The 14,223-nt window shown below is 69.4% G+C and carries 13 protein-coding genes; 4 read left to right on the forward strand and 9 right to left on the reverse strand.

Annotation, left to right across the window (positions count from 1 at the left end; all coding sequences use genetic code 11):
* The first annotated feature begins 146 nt into the window (after window positions 1-146).
* Window positions 147-1,109: a sugar-binding transcriptional regulator gene (locus VGD93_RS17280; RefSeq protein ID WP_395013410.1), complete on the forward strand. Its 963-nt coding sequence runs from the start codon at window positions 147-149 to the stop codon at window positions 1,107-1,109.
* On the opposite strand, the gene edd is transcribed toward VGD93_RS17280, so the two are convergent.
* The 4 genes from edd to VGD93_RS17300 are packed head-to-tail and all read right to left on the reverse strand — an operon-like array spanning window position 1,106 to window position 6,094.
* Window positions 1,106-2,920 carry a phosphogluconate dehydratase gene (gene edd, locus VGD93_RS17285; protein WP_395013411.1) on the reverse strand — a complete coding sequence of 605 codons (1,815 nt, stop codon included), beginning with the start codon at window positions 2,918-2,920 and terminating at the stop codon, window positions 1,106-1,108. The genes VGD93_RS17280 and edd overlap by 4 nt on opposite strands.
* 32 nt (window positions 2,921-2,952) lie before the next feature.
* Entirely contained in the window at window positions 2,953-3,651 is a 699-nt protein-coding gene (gene pgl, locus VGD93_RS17290; RefSeq protein WP_395013412.1) for a 6-phosphogluconolactonase, read from the reverse strand.
* Window positions 3,648-5,129, reverse strand: coding sequence for a glucose-6-phosphate dehydrogenase (zwf, locus tag VGD93_RS17295; protein WP_395013413.1), 1,482 nt, complete (start codon window positions 5,127-5,129; stop codon window positions 3,648-3,650). The genes pgl and zwf overlap by 4 nt, the downstream gene beginning before the upstream one ends.
* A 26-nt stretch (window positions 5,130-5,155) precedes the next feature.
* On the reverse strand, window positions 5,156-6,094 hold the full coding sequence (locus VGD93_RS17300) for a BadF/BadG/BcrA/BcrD ATPase family protein (protein WP_395013414.1): 939 nt from the start codon (window positions 6,092-6,094) through the stop codon (window positions 5,156-5,158).
* A 205-nt stretch (window positions 6,095-6,299) separates the two neighbouring features.
* Between VGD93_RS17300 and cobU the strand changes: the two genes are divergently transcribed.
* Window positions 6,300-6,863, forward strand: a complete 564-nt coding sequence (gene cobU / locus VGD93_RS17305) for a bifunctional adenosylcobinamide kinase/adenosylcobinamide-phosphate guanylyltransferase (RefSeq protein ID WP_395013415.1) — start codon at window positions 6,300-6,302, stop codon at window positions 6,861-6,863.
* A 53-nt stretch (window positions 6,864-6,916) separates the two neighbouring features.
* On the opposite strand, the gene cbiB is transcribed toward cobU, so the two are convergent.
* Genes cbiB through cobA form a run of 4 tightly spaced genes read right to left on the reverse strand, consistent with a single transcriptional unit; the run spans window position 6,917 to window position 11,432 of the window.
* Window positions 6,917-7,864 carry an adenosylcobinamide-phosphate synthase CbiB gene (gene cbiB, locus VGD93_RS17310; protein ID WP_395013416.1) on the reverse strand — a complete coding sequence of 316 codons (948 nt, stop codon included), beginning with the start codon at window positions 7,862-7,864 and terminating at the stop codon, window positions 6,917-6,919.
* The gene (locus tag VGD93_RS17315; RefSeq protein WP_395013417.1) at window positions 7,864-9,321 is read right to left on the reverse strand and encodes a cobyric acid synthase; all 1,458 of its coding nucleotides are present in this window, start codon (window positions 9,319-9,321) and stop codon (window positions 7,864-7,866) included. Before VGD93_RS17315 ends, cbiB begins: the two co-directional genes overlap by 1 nt.
* A gap of 7 nt (window positions 9,322-9,328) precedes the next feature.
* Window positions 9,329-10,627 carry a cobyrinate a,c-diamide synthase gene (locus VGD93_RS17320; RefSeq protein WP_395013418.1) on the reverse strand — a complete coding sequence of 433 codons (1,299 nt, stop codon included), beginning with the start codon at window positions 10,625-10,627 and terminating at the stop codon, window positions 9,329-9,331.
* On the reverse strand, window positions 10,620-11,432 hold the full coding sequence (gene cobA, locus VGD93_RS17325; RefSeq protein WP_395013419.1) for a uroporphyrinogen-III C-methyltransferase: 813 nt from the start codon (window positions 11,430-11,432) through the stop codon (window positions 10,620-10,622). The genes VGD93_RS17320 and cobA overlap by 8 nt, the downstream gene beginning before the upstream one ends.
* A 41-nt stretch (window positions 11,433-11,473) precedes the next feature.
* Between cobA and VGD93_RS17330 the strand changes: the two genes are divergently transcribed.
* Window positions 11,474-12,586, forward strand: coding sequence for a cobalt-precorrin-5B (C(1))-methyltransferase (locus VGD93_RS17330; RefSeq protein ID WP_395013420.1), 1,113 nt, complete (start codon window positions 11,474-11,476; stop codon window positions 12,584-12,586).
* Window positions 12,587-12,589: 3 nt separating this feature from the next.
* Window positions 12,590-13,321 carry a cobalt-precorrin-6A reductase gene (locus tag VGD93_RS17335; RefSeq protein ID WP_395013421.1) on the forward strand — a complete coding sequence of 244 codons (732 nt, stop codon included), beginning with the start codon at window positions 12,590-12,592 and terminating at the stop codon, window positions 13,319-13,321.
* Window positions 13,322-13,326: 5 nt separating this feature from the next.
* On the opposite strand, the gene cobM is transcribed toward VGD93_RS17335, so the two are convergent.
* Window positions 13,327-14,109: a precorrin-4 C(11)-methyltransferase gene (cobM, locus tag VGD93_RS17340; RefSeq protein ID WP_395013422.1), complete on the reverse strand. Its 783-nt coding sequence runs from the start codon at window positions 14,107-14,109 to the stop codon at window positions 13,327-13,329.
* Window positions 14,110-14,223 lie beyond the last annotated feature (114 nt).

Genomic DNA, 14,223 nt, shown 5'->3' on the forward strand with positions numbered 1-14,223 from the left:
CCCGACTGAATCGTGGCCCACCCCTATGGGGCCGCGCATGGCGATATTGACATGGCGTACGGCTATCTGATCTGTGCATTTGTATTTAGTCAAGAACAAATGATCGCCGACGCCGCGCCCTGCGGGTCTACGAAAAGGAACGCCGAATGGTTGAAAAGCGCACGCGCGACCTCGGCCGGACGCCCCTGGTGTCGTCCGATCTCGCGGTCAAGACCGCCTGGCTCTATTATGTCGAAGGGTTCACCCAGGAGCAGATCGCCGAGCGGCTGAAGGTCAGCCGGATCAAGGTGATGCGGACGCTTGCGGCCTCCGTGGCCGAGGGCGTGGCGGTGACCCTGATCAACGCCTCGACCGCCGAGCAGGTAGCGCTGGAGCGCGCCCTCGAGAAGCGCTGGGGGCTCGACGCGGCGGTCGTGGTGCCCGCGCCGGCCGCGGGGGAACACCTCGAAAAGGCCATCGGCCACGCCGTCGCCCGCTACCTCGGCGAGCAGATGCGCGACGGAATGACGCTGGCGATCGGCGGCGGCGCAACCCTGCATGCCAGCCTGCAGTTCCTCGAGCGTCGCCTGCTCAAGGAGGCGACGGTGGTGGCCCTGGTCGGCAGCCTGCCGCATTCGCGCTGGATCAACCCGTCCGCAGTCGCCCTGCGCGTGGCCGAGGTGTTCGGGGTTGACAGCTACCAGATTACCGCGCCGGTCGTCGTCGACGACCCCGGCCTGCGCGACCGGCTCTGGGAGCAGCCGACGCTGCGCGCCGTCCGCGACCGGGCCGCGGCGGCCGACATCGCTTTGCTGACCGTGGGAGGGATGTCCCCGGACGCGACGATCTTCCGCCACGCCATCGTGCCACCCGAATTGATCGAGCCGCTGGCGGCGCGTGGCGCAACTGCCAATATGCTGTGCTATTTCGTCGATGCCGAAGGGCGGCTGGTGGATCACGAGATCAACAACCGCGTCATGGCCATCGACCTCGACGTCGTGGCCGGGGTTCCCAACGTGGTGCTGGCGGCGGGCGGCAAGCGCAAGGTCAAGCCGATCAAGGCGGCCCTGCGCGCCGTGGACGCCAACGTACTGATCACCGACAGCGATACGGCCAGGGCGCTGCTCTAACCGAACACGCTGGCCCCGCGGTCCGCCGCACCCACCAGGGCGCGGAAGCCGGCAAACAGTTCGCGGCCCATGCCGCGGTGCTGCTCGCGCAGGTCTTCGCTGGCCGGAGTGCGCGAGAGGAACTCACGCTCGTCGCCGACATAGGCCAGCGTGCCGGCTTCGGCGTCGAGGCGGACGATGTCGCCGTCCCGCAGCTTGGCGATGGCGCCGCCGTCCATGGCCTCGGGTGTCACGTGGATGGCGGCGGGTACCTTGCCCGAGGCGCCGGACATGCGCCCGTCGGTGACCAGCGCGACCTTGAGGCCGCGATCCTGCAGGATTCCCAGCGTCGGGGTCAACTTGTGCAGCTCCGGCATGCCGACCGCCCGGGGTCCCTGGAAGCGGATCACCGCGACCATGTCACCTGTCAGTTCGCCGGCCTTGAAGGCATCCTGCAGCCCCTGCTGCGAATGGAACACCCGCGCTGGCGCCTCAACCAAGCGGTTCTGCGGCTTGACCGCGGAGACCTTGATCACCGCCTTGCCGAGATTGCCGTCGAGCAGCTTCAGCCCGCCGGTCGGCGAGAAGGGCGCCGAGACCGGCGCGAGGACCTTGGGATCGCCGGATTCGACGGCGGCGGGCGCGAAGCTCAGCTTCTCCTCGATCAACTTCGCCTCGACGGTGTAGCCGGAAAGCCCTGTGCCCCAGACTGTCTTGACGTCCTCGTGCAGATAGCCGCCGGCAAGCAGCTCGCGGATCAGAAAGCCCATGCCGCCCGCGGCATGGAAGTGGTTCACGTCGGCGAGGCCGTTGGGGTAGACGCGGGCGAGCAGCGGCACGGCGTCGGACAGGTCGGACATGTCCTGCCACGTGACCTTCAGCCCCGCGGCCGCGGCGATGGCGAGCAGATGCATGGTGTGGTTGGTCGAGCCGCCGGTCGCGTGCAGCCCCACCATGCCGTTGACGATGGCCTTCTCGTCGATGATGCGGCCGACAGGGGTGTAGTCGTTGCCCGTGGCGGTGAGTGCCAACGCCCGCCTGGCCGCCTCGCGGGTCAGCGCGTCGCGCAGCGCCGTGCCGGGATTGACGAAGCTGGCACCGGGCAGGTGCAGGCCCATGATCTCCATCAGCATCTGGTTCGAGTTGGCGGTGCCGTAGAAGGTGCAGGTACCGGGCGAGTGGTACGACCTCGACTCGGCCTCGAGCAGTTCGGCGCGCCCGACCTTGCCCTCCATGTAGAGCTGGCGCACCCGCGCCTTTTCGTCGTTGGGCAGGCCCGACGGCATCGGCCCGGCCGGGACGAAGACCACCGGCAGGTGGCCGAAGGCCAGCGCCCCGATAAGCAGGCCCGGCACGATCTTGTCGCAGATGCCGAGGCAAACCGCAGCGTCGAACATGTTGTGGCTGAGCGCGATGGCCGTAGCCATGGCGATGACGTCGCGGCTGAACAGGGAAAGGTCCATGCCGGGCTGTCCCTGGGTGATGCCGTCACACATGGCCGGCACGCCGCCGGCCACCTGCGCCGTGGCGCCGATCGACCGCGCCGCGTCCTTTATGATGTCGGGATAGGTGCCGTAGGGCTGGTGCGCGCTCAGCATGTCGTTGTACGAGGTGACGATGCCCAAATTGAGCGCCGTGTCGCCGGCCAGCTTCGCCTTGTCGCCGGGCGCGCAGGCTGCGAAGCCGTGGGCGAGGTTGCCGCAACTCAGCACGCCGCGGCGGACGCCCTGCTGGCGCGCCGCCTCGATTTGCGCGAGGTAGTCGCGGCGCGTCTCGGCGCTCCGCGCCGCAATACGGTCGGTGACGTCCTGGATGGACTGACGTACAGACATCTAAAATGCTCCTAACGAGGCGGCCCTTGCTGTCAAGGGCTCCAGAAAACCGTGACCGGTGTTTGGATCTGGCGCAGCACGGCGCGCACCGGCATGTCCCTGACCGGGCCCTCGCCGAGCGCCGCTGCCAGCACCTTTTCCTTTTCTTCCCCCTCGATGTGCAGATAGAGCGCCCCCGTCGCGAGCAGGCGAGCAAGGGTCAGCGTCACGCGCGGCTCACCCGCCCCCGGTGCCCGCAGGGCAAGAACCGGCCCCGCCTCGCTCAGAGCCCCCTCCAGCGTGTCTCCCCCCGGAAAGAACGAAGCCGTATGCCCGTCATTGCCCATGCCCAGGACCACCGCGTCGAACGGGCTGGGCACGCGCGCCTGCAACTCGTTGGCGCGCGCGACGGCAGCGGCGTCCGGGGCCGTCCCGCCGGTGTACAGGGGGATGAAGCGGGCGCTCGCCGCCGGCCCCTGCAGCAGTTTCTCGTTGACCAGGCCGGCGTTCGAGCGCTCGTGCGTCTCGGGCACCCAGCGCTCGTCGACCAGGGTCACGGTCACCTTCTCCCAGTCGACGTCGCGGCGTCGGCCGAGCACCGCGAAAAACCGTTTGGGCGTGGTGCCGCCGGATACGGCGAGCGAAGCGACGCCGCGGCTCTCGATGCCCGCCTTGAGGTGTTCGGCCACCGCCTCGGCGAGGGCAAGCGCCAGGTCCTCCCTGGAGCCGAAGCTGCGGCGAGCCGGGTTCAACCCCGGTCCTCGTGCCAGGTGCGGCCGTCGCGCTCGATGAGCGCTATGGCCCCGGTCGGGCCCCAGGTGCCGGCCGAATAGGGCTGCGGCGCCTCGCGGTCGGCGTCCCAGGCTTCCCGAATCGGGTCGACCCAGGCCCAGGCCGCCTCGAGCTCGTCGCGGCGCATGAACAGCGTCTGGTTGCCGCGGATGACATCCAGCAGCAGCCGCTCGTAGGCTTCCGGCGTACGCTCGGAAAAGGCCTCGGCGAAGCTCAGGTTGAGCGGCACCTCGCGCAGGCGCATGCCGCCCGGCCCCGGATCCTTGATCATCATCAGCAGCTTGACGCCCTCGTCCGGCTGCAACCGGATGACCAGCCGGTTCGGCCGCGGCGCCCCCTGGGCATGGTCGAAGATCGAGTGCGGAATATTGCGGAACTGGATGACGATCTCGGAGACGCGCGTGGCCATGCGCTTGCCGGTCCTGAGGTAGAAGGGCACGCCGCTCCAGCGCCAGTTCTCGATTTCGGCCTTGAGGGCGACGAAGGTTTCTGTGTGCGAACCCTTCTTGTCGTCGGGCAATTCCTCCTGGTAGCCCTTGACCGAGGTGGCGTCGGCCGTGACGCCGCGATACTGGCCGCGCACGGTGGCGCGGCCGACCTCGGGGCCCGTGATCGGTTTCAGCGAGCGCAGCACCTTGAGCTTCTCATCGCGCAGCGCATTGGCGTCGTCGGAGGCCGGCGGCTCCATGGCGACAAGGCAGAGCAGCTGCAGCATGTGGTTCTGGATCATGTCACGCAGCGCGCCAGATTCGTCGTAGTAGCCGCGGGTGCCCGCTCCCACCGACTCCGCCACGGTGATCTGCACGTGGTCGATATGGGCCGAATTCCAGATCGGCTCGAACATGATGTTGGCAAAGCGCAGCGCCAGCAGGTTCTGGACCGTCTCCTTGCCCAGATAATGGTCGATCCGGTAGACCTGATCTTCCTTGAAGATGTGCGCCACCGCGTCGTTGATCTCGATCGACGAATCGAGATCGTGCCCAAGCGGCTTTTCGATCACCACGCGGGCATCGCGCCGGTAGTAGCCCTTGCGGTTGAGGTACTGGCAGATCGGCCCGAACAGGTCGGGCGCCACGGCAAGATAAAAGGCACGGATGATCCTGGGGTCGGCGCGCAGCGCCGTGTCGAGATCGGCCCAGTGCTGCTCGTCCGTGACGTCGTTGGCCACGTAGGAAAATGTCGACACGAAGCGGTCGATGACGGCGGCGTCCTGGTCTTCAGGCGCCACGAACTCGGCAATCGAGGCGCGCGCCGCCTCCTGCAACTGGGCATCTGTCCATTTGCTGCGCGACACCCCGATGATGCGCGATTGCTCGTCGAACTGGCCATCCTTGAAGCGGTGGTAGAGCGCCGGGATGAGCTTGCGTCTGGTCAGGTCGCCCGTTGCGCCGAACACCACGTAGTCAAACGGCGGGACCGGGATGATGCGGCTGGACACGCTGTGTTGTCTCCTGTCGAAATAGTTCATGGCGCTCCAAACTTCTGCCTGGCAATGATCAGGGCGCCGTGCAGCGGCTCCTGTCGGGGACGGACGATGAAGTCGCCATAGCGGGCGGCCATCAGCGGATAGAGCCGCGTCCCCAAGCCGCCGACGGCTGCCATCCTGGTGACGCCGCGCCGCTTGAACCAGCTCACGTAGGCGTCGATATAACGCAACTCGAGTTCCATGAGTTCGAGCGCTACCGTGTCGCCTCGTTCGTAGTACTCGAAGAACAGTGGCATCAGCGCGCCGTATTCAGCGGGGGCGCGGCCCAGCAGCGTGTGCGGATTGTCCACCTTGCCGTCGGCGATTCCGGCGGCTCCCGCCGCCTTGGGAAACGACCATTCCATCACCGCGTCGAGGCTACCCCCGAGATGCTCGATCACCGCGGAGGTGAGCGGCGAGCCCGGCGCCAGGCCATCGGCCGCCTCGACGGCGCGACGCACCAGTTCGCGTCCGAGAATGGCGCCCGACATCTGGTCGCCGATATGGAAGCCCCAGCCGCCGCATTGGTGGCGCACGCCGTCGACCACCGCCAGCCCCGCCGACCCGGTGCCGACGATGATCACGGCGCCGTCCTCGCCGCCATGCGCACCGGCGCGGGCGATGTCGATGTCGTCGTAGACCTCGACGCCGGCAAACGGCCAGTCACGGGCGGCAAAGGCGGCGCGGGCCGAGGGCAAACGCCCGCCGGCCATGCCGAAGCAGGCATAGGTGTTGGCGGCCTCGGCAAAGTCGAGCCCCGCCTTGCCAAACACCTCGCGGGTGCCCGCGGTGATGGACTGCCAGGCCGGATCGCCATTGTCGATCTGCAGGTTGGAGCGCCCGCCCGCCGCGTCGGCGAGCGTCACCAGGTTCTCGTCGGCGAGCCTGATTCGGCAGTTCGTTCCGCCTCCGTCCACGCCAAGGAAATACTTTGGCACGTGCGTCGAGCCTCCAGCCTTGGGGAAATCGCGCCCCGTTCGTCGGCGCGGACCATAATGCCAATGAGGCTTAGACGAAAGTACAATGCGCAATCGATTTCAACGGAGCCGCGGGCGCGGACGCTGACCGGTTCAAGCCCAGCAAGAAACCGTCTATCGTGCGCCCGCGCCGCCTAATGCGGCAGGCCGACGGGGAGGCGATCGAATGGCGGAACGACACGTGCTCATCCTGGGCGGTGCCCGGTCCGGCAAGACCGCATATGGCGAGCGGCTGGCCATGCGGGCGGGAGTCAGGCCTGCCTATCTCGCCACCGCCGAGGCGCTCGACGCGGAGATGGCCGAGCGCGTCGCGCTGCACCAGCGCCAACGTCACGGTCGATTCGCGACCATCGAGGAGCCGGTCGAGCTGGCGGCGGCGATCCGGCGCACGGCGAGGGATCACGACGCGATCCTTGTCGATTGCCTGACGCTGTGGATCTCCAATCTGCTCGGCGCCGGCGTGGACGTCGCCTCTGCCGTGGAGGATCTCGCCGCGACCCTGGTGCAGGTCAAGACGGCGCGCGTGATTCTCGTCTCCAACGAAGTCGGGCTGGGAATCGTGCCCGACAACGCTTTGGCGCGCAGCTTCCGCGACCTGGCCGGGGCAATGCACCAGCGGCTCGCCCAGATCTGCAGCGACGTCTATTTCGTCGTGGCCGGTCTGCCGTTGACGTTGAAGGGCGCCGCCCCCGATACGGGCCACGAGGGCAGCGGGTTCCACGAGGCATGACCTCGCTTGCACTGTTCGGCGCCGGGCGTGGCCGCCGTTCCGAGGGTCGTTGCTCAGCGGAACAGCAGCACCGCGATCGCGAGCGTCAGGCCCAGCGCCAGATTGAGCATCATCCGATAGAGTTCCAGGGATTTCCTGATGTCCGCCGGCCCCAGGTCGCGACGCCCACTGCCGAACTCGGGGAGATCGTGCACCTCGCCGGCGTAGGCGCGCGGGCCGCCGAGGGAGAAGCCGAGCGCGCCGGCCAGCGCCGCCTCCGGCCAGCCGGCGTTCGGGGAGGCGTGCTTGCTGCCGTCACGCAGCGCCGTCGACCACGCCTGCTCGGCGTCGGCGCCCTTGACCCAGAAGCTGGCACCGGCAAGCAGCAGTGCGGTGAGCCGCGCCGGAATCCAGTTCACGATATCGTCCGCCCGGGCGCTGGCCCAGCCGAATTCGGCATAGCGGGCGTCGCGGTGCCCGACCATGGAATCGGCGGTGTTGATTGCCTTGTAGAGCGCGATCCCCGGCAGCCCGCCCAGCACCAGCCAGAACAGCGGCGCGATGACCCCGTCGGAGGCGCTCTCGGCGAGGCTCTCGATGGCGGCCCGGGCGACCCCGGCTTCATCCAGTTGCTCGGGGTCGCGGCCGACGATCTGGCTGACCTGCCGGCGCCCCGCCGCCAGCGACTGCGATAGGGCGTCGGCGACAGCCCCGACGGCGCGACCCAGTTCCTTCTGCGCCAGCAGCGTCGTCGCCAGGATCGCCTCCAGTACCCAGCCGAAAGGGGCAAGCCTGAGGGCCGCGGCGATGGCAACAGTCACGGCGGCGGTCAGCGCCAGCAGTAGGGCCAGCATCAGCAGGCCCTTGGCGCGCCGGTTGTCGCCTCGATTGAGCCGCGCCTCGAGCAGCGAAATCAGGGTCCCCATCCAGATCACCGGATGACGCACCGCCCCCAGCAGCGCCGGTGGATAGCCGAACAGCCGCTCAAGGAGCAGCGCCAGCGGCGGGAGGAATGCCTGCATCAGCGGGTCTCCGGTGGGCGCGCCAGCGCCAGCAGCGCGTCGAGGTCGAGCGCCGCCTCCAGATGCGCGGCAAGCGCCTCGAGCGCCGAATCGACGCCGGCTTCGTAGGCAACGTCGCTGTGCAAGGCGAGGAAATTGCGGCGGAAGCCGTCGGCGGCAAAGAGGCCGTGCAGATAGGTGCCGGCAACGCGACCGTCGGCGCTTTCGGCCCCCTCGGGCGCCCCGCCGATGCGAGCGAAGGGCCGCACCCGGCCGGGGCCTTCGGTCACCCCCATGTGCATGTGGTAGCCGTGCAGTGCCTCCCCGCTTGCCGCATGCGTGGCGCGCTCGACGCGCAACTGCTTCACCGGCGCCAGCACCGTGTCGACGTCGAGCAGGCCGAGGCCGGCGCTCGTTCCGGGAGCGCCCTCGATGCCGTGCGGATCGGCAATGGTCCGGCCCAGCATCTGGTAGCCGCCGCACAGCCCCAGTACGCGGCCGCCAGCGCGATGGTGGGCGAGGATGTCGATGTCCCAGCCGTTGGCGCGCAGTGCCGCGAGGTCGGCGCGCGTCGACTTGGTGCCGGGCAGGATGACGAGATCGGCGTCGCGCGGCAGCGGCCGGCCGGGCTCGACGATGACGAGCCTGACGTCGGGCTCGGCCTTGAGCGGGTCGAGATCGTCGAAATTGGCGATGCGGGGCAGAAGCGGCACGGCGATGACGCATGGCCCCTGCCCGGCGTCCGCTTGGCCCTCGAGGGCCAGCACGTCCTCGGCCGGGAGCCGGCGCGCGCCGGAAAACCACGGCACCGGCCCGAGGCAGGGGACGCCGGTGCGCCCGGCGATGAACGCGCGGCCCCCCTCGAACAGCGCCGGGTCGCCCTGGAACTTGTTGACGAGCGTGGCGGCGATCAGAAGCGCATCCTGCGGGTCGATGACCGCCAGAGTCCCCACCAGCGCCGCAATGACCCCGCCGCGCTGGATGTCGCCGATCAGCACCACGGGCAGAGCAAGGGCGCGGGCGAAGCCGAAATTGGCGATATCGTTGTGGCGCAGATTGACTTCCGAGGCGCTGCCGGCCCCTTCGACGAGGACGAGGTCGGCGTCCGCCGCCAGTTCATCGAACGCCGCCAGCACGACCGGCAACAGTTCGCCGCGCTTTGCCCAGTATTCCTGCGCCGCAAACGAACCGACGCGCCGGCCGCGCAGCACCAACTGTGCCCCGCTCTCGTGCTCGGGCTTGAGCAGTACCGGATTCATGGCGGTGAGCGGGCCGCGCCGGGCCGCCCGCGCCTGCAACGCCTGCGCCCGGCCGATCTCGCCGCCATCCACCGTCACCGCCGCGTTGTTCGACATGTTCTGCGGCTTGAACGGGGCGACGTTGAGGCCGCGATTGGCATAGGCGCGGCACAGCCCCGCCACCAGCAGCGACTTGCCGACGTCGGAACCGGTGCCCATGAACATCAGGGATCTGGCCATGGCCGGCTTATGCCACGTCGATCACATGCGCATAAGAGCCCATGACCCGGCCGACGATTGCGCCCATCGGCCGCTGCGGCTCGCCCAGCGCGTCGGTGGCCGCGAACAGGGGCGTGCCGCGCGTCTGCTTCACCGAGGAATAGTGGAACTCGTGACCGAGCAGTTGTGGCGGCCACGGCAGCGGCGAAGCATGGGCGAGCCGCCGGTAGCCCAGAAGCCGCTTGGGCCGGTCGATGCGGGTCGCGACCGGCAGCAGGCCTGCCATGGGGTGCGTGGCACCCTGCGCGTCGGTGAGCGTGTCGCCGAGGACCATGAAGCCGCCGCACTCGCCATAGACGAGCGCGTCGCGATCACGGGCGGCGCGGAGCCCGGCGCGGAAGCGGGTGGCCGCGGCGAGACGGGCGGCGTGCAGTTCGGGATAGCCGCCGGGCAGGAAGACGGCGTCGGCGTCTGCCGCCGGCCCCTCGTCGGCGAGGGGTGAGAAGAAGCTCAGTTCCGCGCCCCTCGCCCGCCAGTCTGCGAGCCAGTGGGCGTAGAGGAACGCAAAGGCATCGTCGCGGGCGATGGCGATGCGCTGACCGAGGGGGGCGAGCCCGGGTGCGGCATCTTCTCCCGCCGGGTGGCCGCCGACGGGGGCGGACAGCGCCAGCAGCAGGTTGAGGTCCACGAAGTCGGAGACAACCTCCGCCACGGCGGCGACGACGGCCTCGAACTGCGCCACCTCGTCCGGCAGCACCAGCCCGAGATGGCGATCGGGCAATGCCAGCGCCGCGCGCCGCGGGACGACGCCGAGGACGGGAATGTCGATAGGCGCCAGCGCCCGGCGCAGCATGGCCTCGTGCCGCGTCGTGGCGGCGCGGTTGACGATCAGCCCTGCAACCCGCACGTCCGGCCGCCAGGTGGCGAAACCGTGCACCAACGCCGCAATCGACTGGCTTTGCCGGTCGGCATCGACGACGAGGATGATCGGCAGGCCGAGCCCGGCGGCGAGGTCGGCGGTCGAGCCGGTGCCGTCGGCAGCGCCGTCGAACAAGCCCATGACGCCTTCGACCAGCAGCAGGTCGGCCGCCGCTGCCTGGGCGGCGGCCAGGGCCGCGAGCCGTGCCGGCTGCATGGCCCAGGGATCGAGATTGACCGCCGCGCGTCCCGCCACCCGGCTCATGATCGCGGTGTCGATATAGTCGGGCCCGACCTTGGCGGGCGCGACGGCGATCGAACGCGCGCTGAGCGCCGCCAGCAGCCCCAGCGTCAGCGTGGTCTTGCCCGAGCCCGAGCGTGGGGCGGCGATGACGATGCCGTTAGCCAAGCGCGGCCCCCCGGTGCGGGCCGACGTACCAGTCGAGGGCGCCGCGATACTGGCTCACCGGGCCGAGGACGACGATGGCCGGGGTGGGGATGTCGGCGGGCAGGGTGTCCAGCGTCGCCAGCGTCGCCTCCAGAACCTGCTGGTGGCCGAGCGCCGCGTTGGAGACGATGGCGACGCGGTCGGCGGGGTCGCGTCCGGCCGCGAGCAGCCTGGCGGCGATCGAAGCGAGGTGCTTGACCGCCATGAACATGACGATCACCGGCGCCGCGGTGGCGATGGCGGCCCAGTCGACCGAGGCGGGGACCGCGCCGGTCTCGTCGTGCCCGGTCAGGAAGATCACCGCGTGGTTGGTGTCGCGGTGGGTGACCGGGATGCCCGCATAGGCGAGGCCTCCCAACCCCGCGGAGATACCGGGGACGATGCGGAAGGGGATGCCGCGGGCGGCGAGCGCCATCGCTTCCTCGGCGCCGCGCCCGAACATGAACGGATCGCCCCCCTTGAGGCGGCAGACGCGCTTGCCCTGTCCGGCCAGTTCGATCAGCCGCAGCGTGATGTCGGCCTGCTTCTCCGAGGGCTTGCCGCCGCGCTTTCCGGCATAGAGCCGCTCGGCCCGCGGGTTGGCGAGAGCGAGCAGTCTTTCGCTCACCAGCGCGTCATAGACGATGGCGTCGGCCTGCCCCAGCGCATGATAGCCCAGGAGCGAGATCAGTCCCGGCGCGCCCGGCCCGGCGCCGACCAGCCACACCGTGCCCGGCTCGAAGGCCGGAAAGTCGGCGGCGTCGAGGGCCGCGAAATGCCCACTCATGCTGTTCCCCCTGTGGCGCTGCGCAGATATAGATCGGCGCCATGGACCCAGAGAATGGCGAAAACCCGCCCCGGCTGCGACCGGACGGCACGCCGCTGCGGCGCGGCTGGACCACCGGTGCCTGCGCCACGGCGGCAACGAAATCGGCCCTGGCGGCGCTGCTGGGCGGCGATTTCCTCGACCCGGTGAGCATCACCCTCCCCGGTGGGCAGACGCCGAGCTTCGCCTTGGCGTACGAAGCGCGCGGCGCCGGCTATGCCGAGGCCGGCATCGTCAAGGACGCCGGCGACGACCCTGACGTGACCCATGGCGCGCTGGTCCTGGCGCGAGTCGGCGCCGGCGCCCCCGGCGCGGGTGTGACGTTCCGCGCCGGCAAGGGCGTGGGAACAGTGACCAAGCCGGGCCTGCCGCTGGGTGTCGGCGAACCGGCGATCAACCCGGTGCCGCGTCGGCTGATGACCGGCGTGGTCGCGGAACTGGCGGCGGCGCACGGCATTGCGCCGGACTTTGCCGTAACCGTCTCGGTGCGCGACGGCGAGACATTGGCGGAAAAGACCTGGAACCCGCGGCTTGGCATCCTCGGCGGACTGTCGATCCTGGGCACCACCGGCATCGTCGTCCCCTATTCCTGCGCCGCCTGGATCCACTCCATCCACCGCGGCATCGACGTGGCGCGGGCCCTGGGGCTCACCCATGTCGTCGGCTCGACCGGCGATGCCTCGGAACGGGCGGCGATGGCCCGCCTCAAGCTCCCCGTAGAGGCCTATCTCGACATGGGCGATTTTGCCGGTGGCCTGCTCAAATACCTCAAGGCCCACCCGGTCGCGCGGCTGACTATTGCCGGGGGTTTCGCCAAGATCACCAAGCTCGCGCAGGGCGAAATGGACCTGCACTCGGGAAGATCGACAGTTGATCTTTCCTTTCTTGCCGAAATGCTGCAAGAACGCGGCCTCGGACGCCAAGACGTCGAACGCGTCACGGCGGCGAATACCGCAAACGAAGTGCTGACCATCGCCGCGGCGGCTGGAATTGCCCTCGCCGAAGCGGTGGCGGAGCGAGCGCGGCAACAGGCACAGCAGCGCGTCGGGCCGGCGAGCCGCGTGGACGTGATGGTGGTGGACCGGTCGGGCGCGATAGTGGGGGAAAGCGGCTAGGGAATGAAGATCCTCATCCTGGGGGGCACGGAAGAGGCGCGGACGCTGGCGGATGCCCTTGTCGCAATGGGCCATGACGTCACCACCTCCTATGCCGGCAGGACGACCGACCCCTTGCGGCCCGGTGGCGAAATCCGCGCCGGCGGTTTCGGCGGCGGCCGAGGCCTCGCCGACTATCTGCTCGCCAACAGCTTCCGGCGGCTGGTCGACGCCACCCACCCCTATTCGGTCCGCATGGCCACCAATGCGGTCGAGGCATCGCGCTTGACCGGGGTGAGGCTGGTGCGGCTGACCCGCCCGGTCTGGATCGAGCCGCAATACGCCTTCTGGCACCACATGCCCAACGCCGAGGCGACCGCCGACGCCCTGCCGGCCGGCGCCCGGGTCCTGCTCACCGTCGGCCACCGCAACCTCGACGTTTTCCTCAGGCGCACCGACTGCAGCTTCGTCGTCCGTTCGATCGAGCCGCCGGAAAAGCCGCTGCCGGTCACCGCCCGCTCGCTCCTCGCCCGGCCGCCCTTTTTCGTCGGGGCGGAGACCGAACTGATGCGCCAGGAGGGCATCAGCCACCTCGTCACCAAGAATTCGGGCGGCGTGCAGACCGAGGCCAAACTCAAGGCGGCGCAACAGCTGCGCGTCGCGGTGCTGATGATCGCCCGCCCGCAGCTGCCGCCGGCGCACGAGGTCCCCACCGTCGGGCGCGCCATAGCGGCACTGCATCTCGAGCGGGAGTGACGGGCTCATTCTGCCGCCCTCTGCTTCTTCTTGCCGGCATTGCGCAGCACGTGGGCGAAATGCTGATCGTAGAGCCGGCTGTCGCGGAACTGCTCCGCTCCGAACACTCTGCCGACGAAGATCAGCGCCGTGCGGGTGAATTTCTCCTCGCGCACGCGACCGCGCATTTCGCCCAGGGTGGTGACGATGATCTCCTCGTCGGGCCAGGTGGCGCGGTAGACGACCACCACCGGGCAGTCGGCGCCGTAATGCGGGATGAGCGCCTCCTCGACATATCTGAGGTTGCGGATGGACAGGTGGATGGCCAGCGTCGCTTGGCTTGCCCCCAGTACCTCGAGCCGCTCGCTCTCGGGCACCGCCGAGGCCTTGCCGGAGGTGCGGGTCAGGATGATGGTCTGGGAAATCTCGGGCAATGTCAGTTCGGTCATCAGCCGTGCCGCCGCCCCGGCAAAGGCGGGAACGCCGGGCACCACCTCATAGGGGATCGCGAGCGCGTCGAGCCGGCGCATCTGCTCGGCGATGGCGCCGTAGATCGAGGGATCGCCCGAATGCACCCGCGCCACGTCCTTGCCTCGGGCATGGGCCGCCTCGATCTCGGCGATGATGGCGTCGAGATGCATGGGCGCGGTGTCGAGCACGCGGGCATCGGCGGGGGCTGCGGCGACGATCTCGGCAGGAACCAGCGAGCCGGCATAGAGGCAGACTTCGCAGCGCTCGATCAGGCGCTGGCCGCGAACGGTGATGAGGTCGGCCGCGCCCGGCCCGGCGCCGATGAAATAGACGGTCATTCGGCGCTCCGGGCACTGTCAGTCAGCGCTTCCCTCCCCCTTGAGGGGAGGGATCGAGGGAGGGGGTGGGGCAATGGTTCGCCGATGGACCCCCACCCCCATCCCCTCCCCTCA

The sequence above is a fragment of the Devosia sp. genome, from assembly GCF_036406155.1.
Lineage (GTDB): Bacteria > Pseudomonadota > Alphaproteobacteria > Rhizobiales > Devosiaceae > Devosia_A.

Coding starts and splice junctions, on each gene's coding strand:
- VGD93_RS17280 (WP_395013410.1), top strand. CDS start 147: ATGGTTGAAAAGCGCACGCGCGACCTCGGCCGGACGCCCCTGGTGTCG.
- edd (WP_395013411.1), bottom strand. CDS start 2,920: ATGTCTGTACGTCAGTCCATCCAGGACGTCACCGACCGTATTGCGGCG.
- cobU (WP_395013415.1), top strand. CDS start 6,300: ATGGCGGAACGACACGTGCTCATCCTGGGCGGTGCCCGGTCCGGCAAG.
- cbiB (WP_395013416.1), bottom strand. CDS start 7,864: ATGCAGGCATTCCTCCCGCCGCTGGCGCTGCTCCTTGAGCGGCTGTTC.
- VGD93_RS17315 (WP_395013417.1), bottom strand. CDS start 9,321: ATGGCCAGATCCCTGATGTTCATGGGCACCGGTTCCGACGTCGGCAAG.
- cobA (WP_395013419.1), bottom strand. CDS start 11,432: ATGAGTGGGCATTTCGCGGCCCTCGACGCCGCCGACTTTCCGGCCTTC.
- VGD93_RS17330 (WP_395013420.1), top strand. CDS start 11,474: ATGGACCCAGAGAATGGCGAAAACCCGCCCCGGCTGCGACCGGACGGC.
- VGD93_RS17335 (WP_395013421.1), top strand. CDS start 12,590: ATGAAGATCCTCATCCTGGGGGGCACGGAAGAGGCGCGGACGCTGGCG.
- cobM (WP_395013422.1), bottom strand. CDS start 14,109: ATGACCGTCTATTTCATCGGCGCCGGGCCGGGCGCGGCCGACCTCATC.